Source organism: Nitrospira sp. (genome assembly GCA_016788885.1).
GTDB lineage: Bacteria > Nitrospirota > Nitrospiria > Nitrospirales > Nitrospiraceae > Nitrospira_A.
In genome coordinates this window covers 12,765-30,431 of sequence record JAEURX010000027.1, presented here as the reverse complement: position 1 = coordinate 30,431, position 17,667 = coordinate 12,765, and the positions used below count along the sequence as shown (strand labels likewise).

The window sequence follows — 17,667 nt, the reverse complement described above, 5'->3', positions numbered from 1 at the left end:
GTGACCTTGCCGGAAGCCGGGTCAGTTCAACGGGCCTCCAGCCCCTCCTTGATCGCCTTGGCGACATCACCGCATTCCGTCACGACTTCCACGCGATACTGAGGGCCTGGGCTGCGCGGGGTGCGATTGGCCACGCAGGATTCGAAATCTTTGATCGCAGTGTTTTCGAAAGTGCGACTCCAGATTTCAGCAACGCGCGTGCGTTCGTCTTGCTGATGCCGATCGATCGCCAGCCAACCGATCAGTGCAACTGTGGCGAGCAGCAGGGCCATACCGAGCATCTTGACGGGTTTGCTGCGGAGCACCTTGAGGAGGACATACAGGACAGCTCCGCCCACCAGGAGCGCCGCCACTGCGGCCAGCGCCATTTCCGTCGGCGACAGTTCGAAGTAGCGGGAGTTCCATGAGAGGCCTAAGTTGGTCACGTTCATCTCATCCCTCTCCCTTTGGCTACTTATACCAGTTCAGTTCGATAAAAGCCTCCCCTGATTCACGCCGGAGGAATTTCGCTGGAGGGAGGAGTGCACGTTCTTCTGTTGTCCGGTTTGTGCGGCGTCGCATGTGCCGGTCTCGAGCGTTCGGGTCGATTCAGAGCGATTCACGATTCTGATCCCGCAAGAGCCTCCGGCAGTGGTATGCTGCCCATCGATACGATTGACGTGCATTCCATGAACCACTCTTCCATTTATACACTGCTGACACCTCGCCTCGGCATCATGCTGCCCCTGGGCTTTGCCTCCGGGCTGCCGCTTGCCCTGACCGGCGCGACGTTGCAAGCCTGGTTGACCGAAGCGGGTTTGGACCTGACCACGATCGGCCTCTTCGCCTACGTAGGACTTCCCTATACGTTGAAGTTCCTCTGGGCTCCGGTGATGGACCGGATCGTGCCGCCGTGGCTTGGGCGCCGTCGCGGGTGGATGGTCGTGACCCAGACCGGTCTGGCTCTCGCGCTGGCGCTCATGGCGATGATCGGGCCTTCCAGCGGGGCGCAGATCTTCGCCGTGTTGGCGTTGGGGGTCGCCTTCCTTTCCGCTTCGCAAGACATTGTGTACGACGCCTATCGGACCGATGTGTTGAAACCGGAGGAGCGGGGGTTGGGTGCTGCCACGTGGGTGATGGGGTACCGGATCGCGATGATCGCATCCGGGTCTCTGGCGCTGATCCTCGCATCCCGCATGGGCTGGTCGGTGGCGTATTTGTGCATGGCCGGTCTGATGGCGTTGGGAGTCCTCACCATTTTCCTGAGCCCTGAGCCGGAAGATGCGCAGGCCGCGCCGAAATCCATGGCGGAGGCGGTGTGGGGGCCGTTGACGGAATTCCTCTCCCGTCCGATGGCGGTGGCGTTATTGGCGCTGATCGTGCTCTATAAACTCGGCGATGCCTTTGCCGGTGCACTCACGACATCGTTTCTCCTGCGCGGCATGCAATTCTCGTCGGAGGATATCGGGGTGGTCCGTGCCTTTGGGATCGGCGCGACCATTCTTGGCGCATTCATCGGCGGTGGTCTGTTGCCGCGTATGGGACTCTTCCGGGCGCTGTTTCTCTTTGGGGTCCTGCAGGCGCTCTCAAACCTGTCGTTCTTATGGCTGGCCTGGGTGGGGAAGAGTTACCCTGTGATGGCGGTGGCCGTCGGAGTCGAAAATCTCACCGGCGGCATGGGCACTGCGGCGTTCGTGGCGCTGGTCATGTCGCTCTGTAACCATCGCTACACGGCGACCCAGTTTGCGTTGCTGTCTTCGGTCGAAGCGCTCGGCCGTGTCTTTCTCGGCTGGCCTGCGGCGAAGCTGGTGGGGGTGGCCGGGTGGGGACCGTTTTTCTTTGTCACCTTCCTGGCCGCATTGCCGGGCCTCTGGCTGTTGTGGTACCTGCGCAAGCCGGTGGCGGATCATGCCGAGGCGAATGTGGGGAGGGGTGAGGCTGAGGTGTCTTGTTAGTCGGTCACGAAACACGTTTTCCGTCAGCCTTGGTCAGGATGCTCAACCAGGCTGTCCGGCAAGGGCGCAGGACATGAAGGGGGGAGGCGTGCCCTTGGGTTACGTTGAGCGTCTGAATGAAGCGCGGACGTCGTTGGCGGCCTGTTTCAGCATCAGCTGCTGCTATTTCACCTTACGCTGCAAAAACAGCACAAACAGCATCAAGGTCGGCAACGGCGCCAGAGCGAACGGTACCAGCCACAACAGGACATTTTTCCCGCGTACCCGGGCTTGATCGAACATCCAGACGAACACCCAGATGAGCAGGCCGATATAGTTCACGGCCATCCAGCGGGTAGTATGGATCTTCAGGCCGCTGATCGATTCCGCCTCTCCCTGAATCAGAAATAGGCCGATGAGCAGGACGAATCCAGCTAACAGACCCGTGACGAGGCGTTTACTCCACACAAACATAGGCACTCCTTCCGTTGTCGTCGAACCGACGGCACCACACGCCTCGGGATTCCATTCCGTGGAAATCGGGCGTAAGCTAAACAGAGCCGGTGTATTTGTCAAACCATCCGGACGCTGCTCCGATCATGCGCAATGGACCCAGATAACGCACGGGAATGAGTAACCTGACGTTGACCGGTGTGGTGGCGAGCTTGATGATTGCCGTGTGGTTGGCGGCGACCAATCCGACGATGGAGGCCTATGTGCAATTCGTCGAAGCCCGCCTGACTGCCGAGATCGAGAAGATGGACCAGTCTGGGCCGCGCCGCGATCGTGACCTGATCAAGGCCATCTTCCGCGCGCAAGGCCCCAAACTGGTAGAAGGCGTCGTACGGCCGAACACGACGCGAAACAACTGGGGTTTGCTGAGTCTCTTTGAAACCAACGTACTGGATCAACCGGTGTTGGTGCTGGGCGTGGCCGGTCAATTTGTCCCGTTACGAGGGGTGGAAGAGGCGACCTTGAGGGTCGGTCGGCTCGCCTTTTAACCTGTGCCATGAAATTTCTCGCCTCGCGGTGAAAACCCCTCCTCCACAGCCCCTGACTTGCTGTGGATAACTGGTCGGAAAATGAAGAAAACCTGCATCAATTCTAGCGGCCACGCTATCACCAGCTTATCCCCATTACTCACAGGTGTGCCACAACATTTTGTTTGACAAAAAAATGGGATCACTATATCTAGTAGGCATAGCAGTTGAGTGCGAGTTTGCTGAAGAGATCGACCCTGATGGGCAAGCCTCTTTTCCAGTCACACCCAATACACCACATGCCGCCCGGCCCCTGCACCGAACGTTAGGCATCTGTTAAGGAGGAACCAGTGAGGATTGAACGAAGATTCACCAAGCGTGGGCAGAGCCCCTATGAGGGTCTTGCGTTCGTACAACGTTCCTCGGAGATCCGGAATCCAGACGGATCGACCGTGTTCAAGTTGGAGCATATCGATATTCCGGAACATTGGACGCAACTCGCGATCGATATTCTGGCCCAGAAATATTTCCGGAAGGCCGGGGTCCCGCAAGTGCATGAGGACGGCACGCCGGTGGTGGATGCCGCAGGCAAACCCGTGCTGGGCGGCGAGCGCGATGCCCGGCAGGTGTTCGAGCGGCTGGCCGGTTGCTGGACCTTCTGGGGGAAAAATCACGGCTACTTCAAGACGCCGGAAGACGCCACCGCCTTCCACGATGAAATGTGCTACATGCTGGCCCATCAGATGGCTGCGCCCAACAGCCCCCAGTGGTTCAACACCGGGCTGCATTATGCCTATGGGCTATCGGGACCGGCGCAAGGCCACTTCTATGTCGAGCCTAAGTTGGGGGAAGTGGTGCGGGCGACAAACGCCTTTGAACATCCGCAGCCGCACGCCTGTTTCATTCAATCGATCGAAGACGATCTCGTCAATGAGAACGGCATCATGGACCTGTGGGTGCGTGAGGCGCGGCTGTTCAAGTATGGATCCGGCACCGGCACCAATTTCTCGCGCCTGCGCGGCGACGGCGAATCCCTGTCGGGCGGCGGGCGCTCTTCCGGGCTCATGTCCTTCTTGAAAATCGGCGATCGTGCCGCCGGGGCCATTAAGTCAGGCGGGACGACGAGGCGCGCGGCCAAGATGGTCTGCCTGGATCTCGACCATCCCGACATCGAAGAGTTCATTGATTGGAAAGTCATCGAAGAGCAAAAGGTCGCCGCCATGGTGACCGGTTCCAAGATTTGTGCGCAACGGCTGAATGCCGTGCTCCAGGCCTGCCAATCCACGGATGCGCAGGGGGCGGCGCATCTCGAACTCGACATGAAGAAGAACCAAGGGTTGCGCGAGGCCGTGACGGCGGCCCGGCGCGACATGGTGCCCGAAGCGTACATCCACCGGATGTTTGACTACGCGAAGCAGGGCTATACCCATTTCGTGTTCCACGAGTACGACACGAACTGGGACGGCAAGGCCTACCAGACCGTGTCGGGACAGAACTCCAACAACAGCGTCCGCATTCCGAACGCGTTTTTCGACGCCTTGGAGCGGGACGGCGAGTGGGAACTGCGCCGCCGGATCGACGGCAAGGTCAGTAAGACGCTCAAGGCGCGCGACCTGTGGGACAAAATTGCCTGGGCTGCCTGGATTTGTGCGGATCCCGGGACCCAGTACGATACGACGATCAACGAGTGGCACACCTGCCCGGAAGACGGTCGGATCAACGCCTCCAATCCCTGTTCGGAGTACATGTTCCTGGACGATACGGCCTGCAACCTGGCGTCGTTGAACCTGGCGAAGTTCTTCAACGAGGAAGGGGAGTTCGATCTGGACTCGTTCCGCCACGCCGTTCGCTTGTGGACCGTGGCGCTGGAGATCAGCGTGCTGATGGCGTCGTTTCCCAGCCGCGCGATCGCGCAGAAGAGTTACGATTATCGGACGCTCGGATTGGGCTATGCCAACCTCGGCACCATCCTCATGAAGCAAAGCATTCCGTACGATTCCCCGAAGGCAACGTCGATTTGCGGCGCGATCACGGCCATCATGACCGGCGAGTCCTATGCGACTTCGGCGGAAATGGCGGCGGAGATCGGTCCGTTCCCTTGTTACAGCCGGAACCGTGAATCGATGTTGCGTGTGATGCGAAATCATCGGCGGGCTGCGTACAGCGCCCCGCAGGCAGAGTACGAGGGGCTCACGATTCTGCCGACGTCGATTCAGCCGGAGCATTGTCCGCCTGCCATGTTGCTGGCGGCCAGACGCGCCTGGGATCGCGCCTTGGAACTGGGGACGGCCTATGGATTCCGGAATGCGCAGGTGACCGTCATTGCGCCGACGGGAACCATCGGTCTGGTCATGGATTGCGATACCACCGGGATCGAGCCGGATTTCGCCCTCGTGAAGTTTAAGAAACTGGCGGGCGGCGGCTACTTCAAGATCATCAACCAGAGCCTGCCGCCGGCGCTGCAGGCCCTCGGGTATACCGAGGCCCAGATCCGGGACATCGTGGCCTATTGCGCGGGGCATCAAACCCTCAAGGGCGCGCCCTTCATTAACCACGAGGTGTTGCGGCAAAAGGGATTCGACGATGCGGCCTTGGAACGGCTGGAAGGGTCGTTGGCACAGGCGTTCGAAATTCAATTCGCGTTCAACAAGTATACGTTGGGCGAGGAATTTAGCCGCCAGAACCTGAATTTTACTGAGGCGCAGCTGGCGGATCCGGCTTTCAACATGCTGAAGGCCCTGGGCTTCACGCAGGAAGACGTGTCGGCGGCAAACGACTATTGCTGCGGCACGATGACGGTGGAAGGTGCGCCGCACCTCAAGCTCGAACATCTGCCTATCTTTGATTGCGCCAATCGTTGCGGCAGGATCGGGCAGCGCTACATTGCGGTCGATGCGCACATTCGCATGATGGCGGCGGCTCAGCCCTTCATCAGCGGTGCGATCAGCAAGACCATCAACATGCCCTCCGACGCCACGTTGGAGGATGTCAAAGCGGCGTATCTCTTTGCCTGGAAGAGCATGGTGAAGGCGGTGGCGCTCTATCGCGACGGATCAAAGTTGAGCCAGCCGTTGAACGCGTCGTCCGACAGCGGGAAGGCTACGGAAGCCATGCCCAGTGTCGCACAGGTGGCGGAAAAAGTCGCCGAACGGGTATTGGTCCGGTACCTCCACAAACGCCGGTCTCTTCCGGCGCGCCGCGGCGGGTATACGCAGAAGGCCATCATCGGCGGACACAAGTTGTATCTCCGTACCGGTGAGTATGAAGACGGGACGCTCGGCGAAATTTTCCTCGACATGCACAAGGAGGGCGCCGCCTTCCGCAGCTTGATGAACAATTTCGCTATCGCCATTTCGCTCGGCCTGCAGCACGGTGTGCCGTTGGAGGAATTCGTCGAAGCCTTCGTCTTTACCCGATTCGAGCCGAACGGGCCGGTGAAACTGAACGATCGCATTAAGATGGCCACCTCGATCATCGACTACATTTTCCGTGAACTGGCGATCACCTACCTCGAGCGGAAGGATCTCGCGCAGGTTCAAGAAGACGACCTACGGATGGACTCGATGAAGAAGGATGATCAGGATCCCGAATGTGACGAGGAAGAGGTCGACATGACGGCGCTGAAGAAAGCCTCGATCCTCACCGAACATTTGCCTGTTCGACGGAATGGGATGAACGGCGGCAATGGTCACACTCAGAGAGCCGGCAATGGCAGTGTCGCCCACAAATTGGAATTGAAGCGGGAGACATTGACCGTGACCTCCGTGAGACAGGAAGCGAGGGAGAAGGGCTACGAGGGCGACCCGTGCCAGAATTGCAAACAGTTCACGCTCGTGCGCAACGGGACATGCCTCAAGTGCATGACCTGCGGCGAGACCAGCGGGTGTTCGTAGTGTGGAGAAAAATGTATCCGGTGGCATGGTGACAGTCAGGTTGTAGAAAGAGTCACCGCCGTATCCGAAAAAGCCGTTCCGGCCTTCTGACGAAACGAAGGCCGGAACGGCTTTTTTATGTACGTTTTTCATGAGACCGGGTCCTCGAGGGACTTTGGTAACCGCGAAAGATTGGTTGCATTTTCGCGTCTCAATGGTTGTGCGAACGTGCTGTGGATGCAGCAGTGCACTCCACCCCAGAGACGATTCTTGGATCAATGCAGGGTTCCATGTAAGGAGGAATCTCAAGTCAGCCTCTGATCGATCACTCACGGCTTATCAGTATGTTGCGTAATGGTTGTATTTCTTATCACCCTCTCCCGCATCCTCCCGCCTTACCTGAAATCTGACAACGCACGAAAATAATTGTCGAAGAAATATGTGGTGGCTGGCTCCAAGGCCTTGAGTTCTCAGGGTTCCCGGCGTATTATCCCGCCCGACTTTCGGAGACTACGTAGGTCTAAAATTGTAATTGATTGATCGATGGACTGCCTATTCTTCCCCTTTCTCATCGCCGATTGCACCACACGCCTATGTGATTCAGCCGTTCGTCCGCTACCGAGCAGGCGTCTTCGGCAATCACTCCCGCCGAGGCTGTTTGCGTCGTTTCCAAGAGTCATGCGGGGATGTTCCCCGCACGCTGCGGGGCGTGAACTGCCAGCGTCCACACGAGACGCTGGGCGATGGACCATATATATGCGTAATACACTCAATTTCCACGCGCCGGTCACTAGGGAATGGACCTTGCTGGTTGTTCTGCTCGTGTATCGAGTGACCTGTTCGGGCGTTTCCGCAGATTTTCGACAGTAGACCGAATTCGAAGCAGGACATCCGACGTTATGCCAGCGACGGGAGGCCAATCTGGTCTGCCTGGAAGGACGGCTATGCGGGTTATGGTGGTGACGTTCCTCCTGTGGCTGGCGGGATGCGCAGCTGAACAGAAGGTGCCGATGTGGCTGAGTGCTGTTCCCGTCTCCAGTCAAGAGATCTGTGCGATCGGCATCAGCGGGCCTACGTACTACCAGGAGGATGCTCGCGCCAGAAGTCAGGCGTCGGCCATGGCCGAGTTGTCGCGAGCCGTCGAAGTCCGGATCAAGACAGACTTGGTGCTCAGGAGTGAGGGGGACGGTCGAAGCGTCGAGACCAGGCTGGATGAAACAGCAGGCTTTGGGAGCGATGTGGTGCTGAGGCAGGCTCAGGTCCGCGAACAATGGGTTCAGACCAGCAAGGAACACCAAGTTGGCGAACCAGGCACTGTGTACACACTTGTCTGTATGCCGGTGGTGCGTTGAACGCACGTAGGAAACGTGGAAAGGAGGAAACGATGTCCATAGGGTCAGGGCCGGTGAAAAAGCAGAAGGGAACACTGGCTGGTATCAGCCGTGCCATTCCGGCTGTCATTGGAATGGTTGGGTTGGCGCTTCTGTTGACGGCCTGTCAGGGAAAGCAGTTGTTGGTGAAGGTGATGCATCCGCCAAAAGTTCAGATCCCCGTGAAGGTGAAGGATATAGACGTTGAAGAATTTCAAGGTTCTGTGGAGTGTGCGAAGCCACTGAAGCCAAAACTCATCACGAAGGTAACTGAGTCGGGAGTATATACGGTTGCCGTTCCTGGCCTTTCAGAACCGGAGGAGACGCTCACGATCAAGGGAAGCGTGACGACCTGCGCACTTAGTCTGGGTTCCGGTACGCTGAATGCCGACGTGTCGGCCTGGTACATGGGGAACCAAATTCATCAGGAAGTAGTGAGTGAACACACCAACAGGCCAGGCGCCCCTCCGAACGAAGTCCGCGACGTCTTGATCGACCGTGTCATGAATCGCACAGCGAAGGCCATCCTTCCAGTGAAACGGACAGAAATCCGCATGTTTCTTCCCGTCGACGGAGACAACGACTCTGGGGTGACGGCTGCCGGAGCCGGCAATTGGGCACTGGCCGTCGAGAGCTTCGGCAAACAGGTGAAGGAGAAGCCCTCTGAACATCGCGCTTGGTACAACCGGGCGATTGCGTATGAAGTCACCGGCCAGTTCAAACTGGCGCTGAATGATCTTCGGAAAGCCATCGATCTGAAACGGTCTGATCTGTATGTCGAAGCCCTCGCACGCGTGGATCGGGGAATGCAAAACCAGAAGAGCATTGAGGATCTCAAGAAGAATCCGGAGTGAGAGATGATGCCTATATTACGAACGTCATACGGGCCGATGGGCTCTCTTCTATGGTTGGATCGTTCTATCAGCGCGCTGAAAGGCGTGATCGTGCTTGTGGTATGCGGTGTGTTGGCCGGATGCCAGACGACGGCTGGTGGATCGGCCAGTCGGGCGGATCTTGTTGTGGAAAGGAACGAGACCGGTGCGGGCAAATGCGAGTTTCTTCCCGAGAGTCCGAGGCCTCCATGGATAACCATCCGTCCGGACACGCCAGACTATGTCGGGGTGGGGCAGGCCGGTCCGAGTGAGAGTCCTGAAAAACAGATTCGTGCGGCGGAGGATGGTGCTCGGAGCAGTCTTGCTTCCGAAATCAGCGTGAAGATTTTTGATGAGTTGACCCACAATCTCTGCGAAGGACAGTGTGGAGAAGAAGAACAAACACAAATTCGCCAAAAGACAGAACTAAAAACCAAACAAACGCTCAAAGGGGCAAGGGTCCAGCAACGATGGCTCGATCGCGGTAGCTGCATGGTCTGGGTGTTGCTGACGTTATCGCCGGATAAAGTTGAGTTCCGGCGGGTCATGATGTTCAACCTGTCTCCTCCCTCCATCGAGATGGCGGGCCTGCTCGTGGGGCATCTCGAGAAGGTGCTCCGCGAGGATCTCATTGTCGTACCGGTCGACGCGCGGTTGGAAGTGTGCGCGGCCGACAGTACCAAGGCTGAGTGCCAAACTCGCGCCAACACGATCTTCGGGGCGATGACGGTATCACTGGAAAAGGAGCAGCTATCGGGCGATAGGCAATTTCGTCAGCGCAACTTTCGTGTGACAGGAAGACTACGCTTTCAGGATCGAGAGGTGTCGTCCTTCGACGTTCGATGCAAAGCCAGAGCCGAAGCCAGGGCGGAGGTGCAAACGATCGATCGCGCAGCGGCTGAAGACTGTCGAAACAAGGTGCAACTGACCATGAAAAAGGACTTGGAAATGATGGATTGAGGGCGCCGTTGTCTCTGGCGGCTTCCACATAACACGGAGGAAGAATGATGCGAGCCAAATGGGGACGAATCAGAAGAATCGGGTCATCAGGAGTGTTGGCACTTGGCCTCATGAGTACTGTGGTGGGCTGTGAAAGCACCAGGATGTTTATGGATATGAAACCTTGGCAGGTGCATAAATGTGGAATGCCCTGCTGGCATGAGGCCTGGACCGCGAGTCAGGAGACGCCTACCGTGGAAGCGTCTCTGGAGAGAGTCAATACCGCAGCCCGATTGATCGAGTTGGGGGAACTCATGCTTCAAGGGCTGCCCTTGTCTGCCGGATCATTGTGGCCGCAGGAGATGAAGGGGACGCTTACCTTGAACGCGGAAAATTTTAATCGCGCCTTCCAAGAAACCTATCAGCAGCGAGTCGTGTATGCGTCGGCTCGTGGGTTCCAGCCATCGCCCTGGACAGGCCGTGCGCTGGAGTTGCAACGACGGCTGTTTACCTCACCACCAGATCTCTATTACGAGCGAAGTTATCGTTCGAAGGCCCCGGCCGAGGACGATGTGCATGCGATCGGAGAGAAGGTCCTCGGGAAGGGGTACGACCCCATGTTCGACAAGAATTTCTTTCGCCTGCTTCACTATCATCCAGGCTTCATCCCGAAACGGGAAATTTTTAGTGCTCAGTTCGATGGAAAGGCAGCCGAGTTCCATCCCAATGTGATGGAGGCGGTATTGGCGCTGGCGGAGAATCGCGAGGACCTTCAGGAATTTCGAGCGGCGGTGTTACAGGGAGAGGAAACGTGTGAACGGGCCTATCGGGATGTGGAGGAGTCTGCCCAAAGAATTCGCCAGCTCAAAGGCCAATCGTTCGGAAATCCGTCGACGGCAGAAGAAGCCGTACAAAAGGGAAATGATGGTGCATCAGGCAAAGACCTTCAGGAGTTGGAAACGCAGTTCGAGGCGGAGAAGAAAGAATATGACGAAGCGGTCAGCGCGTACCAGGTGTCTTTACAGCAATTAAGCATCGCTTTGGGGCAAATCAAGAACCAAGCCGGCGCCTTCACCGTCGAACAACGGGCATTGGCCATCAATGTCCAAGCCGTGGTTGACACCGCACAGGGGCTGCTAGGGGGAACGCGCTTCCTCTCGGTCATTGTTGGAGTGCATCTGCCGAGGGCGATCCCGAGAGTCGGGCAAGAATTGAGGCAGATCGCCAGTATGGGCGGCGATCCTGCAGTTGCACGTATGAAGCGCATTGTCGTGAACCTCTCGCTGCTGAAACCGAATCTTGCGCTGCTCGCAAGTGAATCCAATGTGCTGGATAAGGAAAGCCAACCCTATGATGACCTGTTCGTGAATCGGATCAGTGCGCCGACCATCGCCGCGCCCTAGCGCGGAGGGAGTGACACGTGGCAGAAACCAGGAATTCCCCCACGCGACAGCGGAATGATCCCCGAATTGTGCGGGGAGCGAAGTTTTGGTCGAGCGGGGTTTCGAGTCGGTGGATGCATGAATTCGCTTATCAATCAGAGCGTTAGCGTGATAAATGGCGCAGGAACGAACGTTGCTCAGAAGTTCCTGCATCACGATCTGGAGTGATCAGAGACGAAGGGAGTCGGAGATGGGCAATCATTCTTACAGGAGGAGTCGAAACATGACGCGATTACAGACGGTAGTGATTACGGGGACACTCGCGATGGCAACTTTGGTTGTGGGATGTGCGGGCCAAAAGCCCCAGCAAGGTGGCCCTCTGGCCAGGACGGATACGCCGATTCAAGAGGTCAAGGATCTGCCGAAGTGGGTGACCGAGAAGGGGGCGGCGTTCAGCGGCGAGCGTCGGGTGTTGTATGGGGTCGGCAACAGTGCGGGCGTCTATAACCCGGCGTTGCGTCGGAAGGCGGCGGAAGGCCAATCTCGGAATGACCTTGCGGCAACCTTACAGGTCTATGTCGCGGGGCTCCAGAAGCAATACCTGGCTGAAACGACCGCAGGCAGCATGGATAAGACGAGTGTGGAGCAGCATATTCAGGACACGTTCAAACAGGTGACAGAAGCGACCCTGGTCGGCGCGCAGATTGTGCAGTATTGGGAAAATCCGCAGCGAAATGAAGCCTATGCCTTGGCGCGGCTCGATATCGAACAATTTATGGAGATCATGAAAAGCTATGCCGCGGCCAGCGGACAGTTCAAAGAATTGGATGCCAACATGCGAGAGTTCGTGAGGAAAAATGCGGACAAAGCTCATGAGGAACTGAATCAGGAACTTGATCGACGGAAGCGCAGTTAATACGTCTCGGCCATGACCGCGTAACGTGATGCCTCGAAATGTATCAGACGGCTGGTCGCGACTGATGGGTGTCTGTGAGGAGCCGGTTAGTTCGCTAGCCCGCAAAGGGGCGCAGGGTAGAACGGGATGCAAGCGGATAGAGCGCGGAAAAACAGGCGTCTCTATCCGCGTGGATGAACATATCTCCACTATGAGTCGAATGGAGAACATCATGACACAGATGAATCCAAGTGCTTCTGTCAGCATGCGAATGAGAGTGGCTGGGGTTGTACTGTCCATCGGGCTGGTCTGTGTCGGAGCTGTGGAGGCGACGTCATCGACGGACGAGTGGCTCATCACACCACAGGAGGCGGCGTTGGCGCCTCGGGCTGAGGCGCCTGGGGGGACACTTCTCGATGTGGGGAAGCAGGAAAGCAACCTTGGGCCGACCATCGAAATCCTCAAGCCCGACGCCGGCGGGAAAGGGGAGGGTCCGGTCGAAATTCAGATCAACTTTGTGCCGAAAACAGGCACGGTCGATGTAAGTAGCCTGAAAGTGACCGTGGTGAAGTTGTTCCCATTCGACATCACCGACCGGCTCCGAGACTATGCCACAGCGGAGGGCATTCAAATCAAAGGAGCGAAAATTCCGGCGGGGAAACACATCGTGCGCATCAGTGTGGCGGATACACAGGGAGCGCGAAGCATCAAAGAGATCGAATTCGAGGTGTTGTGAGGAACGGGGGGACTTCCCTCCTGGGGGGCCACCCGGCAATGGAGAAGAACATGATGGACGAGTGCAGCATGAAACACGACAAGGGCATAGCTCTTCTGACCCATCCCGGTGTCTTGTGGGTGATGGTTGGATTCATTCTGTGTCTTGCCGCTCCGGTCGGGGCCTCCACGCCGGCTCAAATTTATGCCAGCGCCGCTCCGGCGGTGGTGTTGGTCGTCGCCAGTTCGGAGGACGGTGCAATGTCCGGAACCGGGTCCATCATCGATCCATCCGGTCTTGTCCTAACGAATTCGCATGTGATTTTCGACAGAGAGGCCAAGGCTCCCTATCAGAAGCTGTGGGTTTTTTTGCGACCCGATCGGGTCACGGGGAACGACAAGAACGACCTCACCCGTCGATTGCAGGCGACCTTGGTGGCCCATGATCCGGAATTGGATCTCGCCTTGTTGAAAGTGGAGGGATCCGCTTCCACGCTTCCGGTCCTGCCGATGGGCGATCCTGGAGTCATCGCCATTGGGTCGCGTGTCCTTGCGATCGGGCACCCTGAGCAAGGGGGCCTCTGGAGTTTGACGACCGGAGTGATCAGTGCGGAATGGGAGAATTTCACCAATGTGCCGGGGAAGCATGTCTTCCAGACAGAAACGGGGCTTAATCGCGGCAACTCCGGGGGTCCACTCATCGATGAACATGGGCAACAAATCGGTGTCAATACGTCCATGGCGCGAAAGGCGAAAGACGGCTTGGCTATCACGAGCATCAGCTTCGCGGTGAAGTCGAGTGTGGCCAAAGACTGGTTGGCGAAGCAGGGCGTGCAGGTGGCCTATGCGAAATCTTCTCCACCGCCTGGTGAGGTGAGAAAAGACCCCACGCCATCAACCGAAGCCGAGAAAGTTCCGCCGCGCAATGATGCCGGCTCCGGGCGCACTCAGTCGAGTGCCAAGCCGCAACCGGCGACGGTGTTGGAAAATCAACCTGAGGCGAAGCCGGAAGCTGGTCCTGGGCTACCGCCGGTACGGCCGTTCAGTTTGGATCGGTTGATGCGCGGGTTGACGCAGGTCAGCGAAGATCTGGAAACACAGATGGAGCAAATGCAGGGCGAAATTCGCAAGCGTCGGTAAGGAGCAGTCATGGAAGCGATAGGTCGAAAATGGTTGTCGGCGCGAGCGTGGGGAAAAGGACAGGCCTGTTGTGCAGCCCTGTTGACGGTGCTGATCGCAAGTGGTCCAGGGTTGACGGCCGCCGTGGCAGTCGAGCCGCCTGCCACGAAACTCGATTGTTCCGTCTACGAGACCAAATCGATGAATGTGTCCGCGGCCTTCACCGTCGCCCAGTTTATTTTCAACATCATTCCATCCATCGGTTTCAGCCGGACGACGGGGGTGGCTTGGGACAAGGTCGTCCATGGGACCATCGCGCGCTATGTCGAACTCTGTAATCGCTACAACGCTGGTTTGGTCGATAAGGCCGAATATGACGCGCGATTGAAGGAGATCGAAGCACTCTATAAAGAAACCAAAGACATGGAAGAAAAGCTATTTGCGGCGACACGACAGCGAGCCAAGGCCTCGGGGGACGAGATGGACGAAGCGCTTGGGAGAAAACCGAAGCGCCAGCCTGAGACCGCAGAGGTGGAGGCATCAGTCCGGGCGCTGGCGGAGAAGGTGGAGAGTCTGGACCCTATCGGTAAACCACTGAAGCCGTCGGCTCCTTGCAAGCCACCGGACATGTTAGGCGCGCCGGGAGCGCATCCGGATCCTGGGCGGAACTGTTAGGCAAGTGGCCTTGCCCTCTCACTCATTGTTCAGGAAACCATGAAAAGTTCTTGGGTGACCAGTCTTGTCATCGGGCTCACGGTTGCGACCGTTCTTGCTGCGCTCACATTGGTCGCCCCCAACCTCATTGAATCCTGGGAATCCAAGACCTTCGACCTTCGCGCGCAGTGGCATCGGGCTACGCCCGACAGCGGGCGCCTTCTCCTCATCGGCCGTGATGCCGAGAGTGATGCTCGATTCGGTGTGGGGATTTGGGATCGTGCGGTGTTTGCCACTATGATTTCCGGGTTGCATCGTGCTGGTGCTCAGGTCGTGGCCTTGGATTTTCATTTTGGTGAAATGACACCGGAAGTGCGTGGCGGTTCGAGTAGCGATCGTGCGTTGATTGAGGCTGCAACGCGGGCCGGTAACGTCTTATTCCCACTCCCAGAGTTTCTGGTGGATCATGCTGGAGTGGCCTCGACGCGAACCATCCCACTTCGAAATGAGTTGGCGCGATTCGTTCCGACGTTTGAACCTGGAGTTCTTGAGAGACTCCCCCGCGGTGAACACATAGTCGGTCCCCTGCCGGGTCTCCTTCGTGCTGCCCGCGGCGTGGGCCACATCGGGGCAATGTCAGATGCCGATGGCGTCTACCGACGTATTCCGTCGTTTGTGAATGCCGATGGGCAAGCGATTCCCTCGATGGGAGTGGCGCTGGCGGCTGCCTATCTCCGGGTGTCGGCGGAGCAGATCACGTTGAGCCAGGGTCATTCGCTGACGTTTCAAGGCGCAACATTTCCTGACGGCCACACACGCAACATCTCCATTCCTGTGGATGAACAGGGCGACATCTTAGTCAAGTATGCGGGGCGCTGGGAGGAAGGGCCGTTTCCCTATCTACCGTTGGTGGATGTATGGGATGCCATTCAAGAAGGCCGTGAGGAGGAACTTCGCGAACAGGTTGCCGGCAAAGCCGTGTTGATCCTACACGCGGCGTTGGGTTCGGACAAGCGGCAAACGCCACTCGAATTAAAGGCACCAGGCGGGTTCATTCTCGCCAACCTATTTAATACGGTCGTCAATGAGGACGCCCTGAGGAGCAGTCCTGCCTGGCTGAAGTGGGGGCTCGTGTTGGTGACCGGTGTGTGGGCCTCATGGTGCCTGCTTGGACTTTCGCTCGCGATGGGGTTCGTCGCCGTGATGGCAACCGGCGTTGCCTATGTGGTTGCCGCGGTCGGCGGATTTGTCTTTGGCGGAATTGTGATGCCGATTGTCGTCCCCCTGATGGCACTTGTCGGGGCTTCCGGCCTGACGCTCGGCTGGACCAGGTGGGCGAGTGCCGAGCGAATTCGGGAACTCGAGGATGAGCGCCTCTCGCTCCACCGTGAATTGGCAGGAAGGCAAGAACGGTTGGTGGAGCGTGAGACAAGAGTCGAGCGATTGGAAGAGGACCTTGAGCAGGCGCGGGCGGAGGCGTTGTCGGGAGGAACCCAAACGGCGCAACTGCGCGACGTATTGGAGTCCCTGCAGCGAGATTTGAAGGTGGCTCAAAGCAAGGCGACAGAATCCCGGCAAGCGGTGAGGCAACTAGAATCGCGTTTAGAAAGTATTCAAGCGGCCGAGTTGCATCGCTCGCCTGTCGCGCAGGGAGAACTGCAGACATTGGCGGAGGAATGCGCCCAATTCGGTATCCTCACCAGAGATCCGACCATGCTGCGTTGTTGGAAGGATCTGAAAAAAGCGGCAGGTACCTCGACTCCGATTCTGATACTCGGCGAAGCCGGTACAGGCAAGGAATTATTTGCTCAGGCCGTCCATCGGCTTAGCGCGCGGTCTGCACGCCCGTTTGTGCCGGTGAACATGGCGGCTGTGCCTCCGGACCTCTTCGAGAGCCAGCTTTTCGGCCACCTCCGAGGTTCATTCACGGGAGCAGTGCACGATCACCAGGGACATTTTATCCAAGCCGACAAGGGGACTATTTTTCTTGATGAGATCGGCGATCTTCGTCCCGACCTACAGGCGAAATTACTGCGAGTCTTGCAGGAAGGGGTTGTCACCCGTCTTGGAGATCGGAACGCTGTCGCGGTCGATGTGCGAGTTGTGGCCGCGACGAATCGGGACCTTCTAAGGGGCATTGCGGAAGGGTGGTTTCGGGAAGATCTGTATTATCGGTTACATGGTATCGAACTGCAGTTGCCGCCGCTGCGGGAAAGGCACGACGATATTGCAGAACTTGCGATGGCGTTTGTTGAGGAGGCTACCGCGAAGAGCGGACGCAGCAGGATGGTCCTTTCACAAGGGGCGATGGAGCGCCTCGAGGGCTGGCCTTGGAAGGGCAACGTACGGGAACTTAAACGGTGTCTTGAAAACGTCGTGATACTGGCAGAGGGCCACACGATCTTGGAGCAGGACTTGCGATTGACCGGAACGGCGCTTCTCTCTCCACGCGATACGACTGAGGTTCCTTCGGCTCTACCGTCAGAAGCGGATGGAGACCCGAGGAAAAGCGATCAGGCGTTATTGCGGGTGCTGCGCGACCATAGCTTCGACTTACAGGCGACCGGCACCACGTTAGGATGGGATCGCAGTACGGTGATGCAACGGTTGAAGGGCATGTGTTTCCAGGCGATGGTTGAAACGAAAGGCGACCAGCGGGCGGCAGCATCGACCTTGGCTGGTCAGCCAGGGCTCACCAGGCTGGTAGAGGTCAAGCTCAAGGAATATGTTGAGCATCTGAAGAAGGTCGTCGCCACCTATGCCTCCGCCGAGGCCGCATTGGTCGGGTGTCGGAAACGGTTTAAGAACCTGCCGGAACGCTACCAAGAAGCGCTGGCAACTCTTATCCGTCTTCAGTCCGATGAGCGAGAGTAGGGTCACCATAGAGGAACGTACTCACACAAATGTGGAGAAGACGATGCCTTCTACACGATTGGTGACAGGCTTCTCATTGTACG

The 17,667-nt window shown here is 57.7% G+C and carries 14 protein-coding genes; 12 read left to right on the top strand and 2 right to left on the bottom strand.

What is annotated here, in order from left to right; all coding sequences use genetic code 11:
- Nucleotides 1–26 precede the first annotated feature (26 nt).
- On the bottom strand, nucleotides 27–431 hold the full coding sequence (locus tag JNL86_07730; protein ID MBL8042792.1) for a hypothetical protein: 405 nt from the start codon (nucleotides 429–431) through the stop codon (nucleotides 27–29).
- Between the two features lie 237 nt (nucleotides 432–668).
- Here JNL86_07730 and JNL86_07725 point away from each other — a divergent pair, with 237 nt between their 5' ends.
- Nucleotides 669–1,934, top strand: a complete 1,266-nt coding sequence (locus JNL86_07725; protein ID MBL8042791.1) for an MFS transporter — start codon at nucleotides 669–671, stop codon at nucleotides 1,932–1,934.
- Nucleotides 1,935–2,096: 162 nt separating this feature from the next.
- On the opposite strand, the gene JNL86_07720 is transcribed toward JNL86_07725, so the two are convergent.
- Entirely contained in the window at nucleotides 2,097–2,387 is a 291-nt protein-coding gene (locus tag JNL86_07720; protein MBL8042790.1) for a hypothetical protein, read from the bottom strand.
- 155 nt (nucleotides 2,388–2,542) lie between these two features.
- Between JNL86_07720 and JNL86_07715 the strand changes: the two genes are divergently transcribed.
- The 11 genes from JNL86_07715 to JNL86_07665 all read left to right on the top strand — a co-directional run bounded on the left by JNL86_07715 (nucleotide 2,543) and on the right by JNL86_07665 (nucleotide 17,584).
- Nucleotides 2,543–2,914 (top strand): DUF4359 domain-containing protein, encoded by a 372-nt coding sequence (locus tag JNL86_07715; GenBank protein ID MBL8042789.1) that lies wholly within the window; start codon nucleotides 2,543–2,545, stop codon nucleotides 2,912–2,914.
- A gap of 329 nt (nucleotides 2,915–3,243) precedes the next feature.
- On the top strand, nucleotides 3,244–6,786 hold the full coding sequence (locus JNL86_07710) for a vitamin B12-dependent ribonucleotide reductase (GenBank protein ID MBL8042788.1): 3,543 nt from the start codon (nucleotides 3,244–3,246) through the stop codon (nucleotides 6,784–6,786).
- A gap of 923 nt (nucleotides 6,787–7,709) precedes the next feature.
- Entirely contained in the window at nucleotides 7,710–8,117 is a 408-nt protein-coding gene (locus tag JNL86_07705) for a hypothetical protein (GenBank protein MBL8042787.1), read from the top strand.
- 32 nt (nucleotides 8,118–8,149) lie between these two features.
- The gene (locus JNL86_07700) at nucleotides 8,150–8,989 is read left to right on the top strand and encodes a tetratricopeptide repeat protein (protein ID MBL8042786.1); all 840 of its coding nucleotides are present in this window, start codon (nucleotides 8,150–8,152) and stop codon (nucleotides 8,987–8,989) included.
- 3 nt (nucleotides 8,990–8,992) lie between these two features.
- Nucleotides 8,993–9,967, top strand: coding sequence for an LPP20 family lipoprotein (locus tag JNL86_07695; GenBank protein ID MBL8042785.1), 975 nt, complete (start codon nucleotides 8,993–8,995; stop codon nucleotides 9,965–9,967).
- A gap of 233 nt (nucleotides 9,968–10,200) precedes the next feature.
- A complete protein-coding gene (locus JNL86_07690; GenBank protein ID MBL8042784.1) occupies nucleotides 10,201–11,349 on the top strand; it encodes a hypothetical protein in 1,149 nt (382 codons plus the stop codon).
- 262 nt (nucleotides 11,350–11,611) lie between these two features.
- Nucleotides 11,612–12,244, top strand: coding sequence for an LPP20 family lipoprotein (locus tag JNL86_07685; GenBank protein ID MBL8042783.1), 633 nt, complete (start codon nucleotides 11,612–11,614; stop codon nucleotides 12,242–12,244).
- A 211-nt stretch (nucleotides 12,245–12,455) separates the two neighbouring features.
- Nucleotides 12,456–12,959, top strand: a complete 504-nt coding sequence (locus tag JNL86_07680; GenBank protein ID MBL8042782.1) for a hypothetical protein — start codon at nucleotides 12,456–12,458, stop codon at nucleotides 12,957–12,959.
- A gap of 68 nt (nucleotides 12,960–13,027) precedes the next feature.
- Complete coding sequence (locus JNL86_07675) at nucleotides 13,028–14,077, top strand: trypsin-like peptidase domain-containing protein (protein ID MBL8042781.1); 1,050 nt, start codon at nucleotides 13,028–13,030, stop codon at nucleotides 14,075–14,077.
- A gap of 9 nt (nucleotides 14,078–14,086) precedes the next feature.
- Nucleotides 14,087–14,731, top strand: coding sequence for a hypothetical protein (locus tag JNL86_07670; GenBank protein ID MBL8042780.1), 645 nt, complete (start codon nucleotides 14,087–14,089; stop codon nucleotides 14,729–14,731).
- A 39-nt stretch (nucleotides 14,732–14,770) separates the two neighbouring features.
- On the top strand, nucleotides 14,771–17,584 hold the full coding sequence (locus JNL86_07665; GenBank protein ID MBL8042779.1) for a sigma 54-interacting transcriptional regulator: 2,814 nt from the start codon (nucleotides 14,771–14,773) through the stop codon (nucleotides 17,582–17,584).
- Nucleotides 17,585–17,667: the final 83 nt, after the last annotated feature.

Bases quoted from the DNA above. Each gene is read 5' to 3' on its own strand.
- JNL86_07720 (MBL8042790.1), bottom strand. From the start codon at position 2,387: ATGTTTGTGTGGAGTAAACGCCTCGTCACGGGTCTGTTAGCTGGATTC.
- JNL86_07700 (MBL8042786.1), top strand. From the start codon at position 8,150: ATGTCCATAGGGTCAGGGCCGGTGAAAAAGCAGAAGGGAACACTGGCT.
- JNL86_07685 (MBL8042783.1), top strand. From the start codon at position 11,612: ATGACGCGATTACAGACGGTAGTGATTACGGGGACACTCGCGATGGCA.
- JNL86_07705 (MBL8042787.1), top strand. From the start codon at position 7,710: ATGCGGGTTATGGTGGTGACGTTCCTCCTGTGGCTGGCGGGATGCGCA.
- JNL86_07715 (MBL8042789.1), top strand. From the start codon at position 2,543: ATGAGTAACCTGACGTTGACCGGTGTGGTGGCGAGCTTGATGATTGCC.
- JNL86_07675 (MBL8042781.1), top strand. From the start codon at position 13,028: ATGAAACACGACAAGGGCATAGCTCTTCTGACCCATCCCGGTGTCTTG.
- JNL86_07695 (MBL8042785.1), top strand. From the start codon at position 8,993: ATGATGCCTATATTACGAACGTCATACGGGCCGATGGGCTCTCTTCTA.
- JNL86_07730 (MBL8042792.1), bottom strand. From the start codon at position 431: ATGAACGTGACCAACTTAGGCCTCTCATGGAACTCCCGCTACTTCGAA.
- JNL86_07665 (MBL8042779.1), top strand. From the start codon at position 14,771: ATGAAAAGTTCTTGGGTGACCAGTCTTGTCATCGGGCTCACGGTTGCG.
- JNL86_07670 (MBL8042780.1), top strand. From the start codon at position 14,087: ATGGAAGCGATAGGTCGAAAATGGTTGTCGGCGCGAGCGTGGGGAAAA.
- JNL86_07680 (MBL8042782.1), top strand. From the start codon at position 12,456: ATGACACAGATGAATCCAAGTGCTTCTGTCAGCATGCGAATGAGAGTG.
- JNL86_07725 (MBL8042791.1), top strand. From the start codon at position 669: ATGAACCACTCTTCCATTTATACACTGCTGACACCTCGCCTCGGCATC.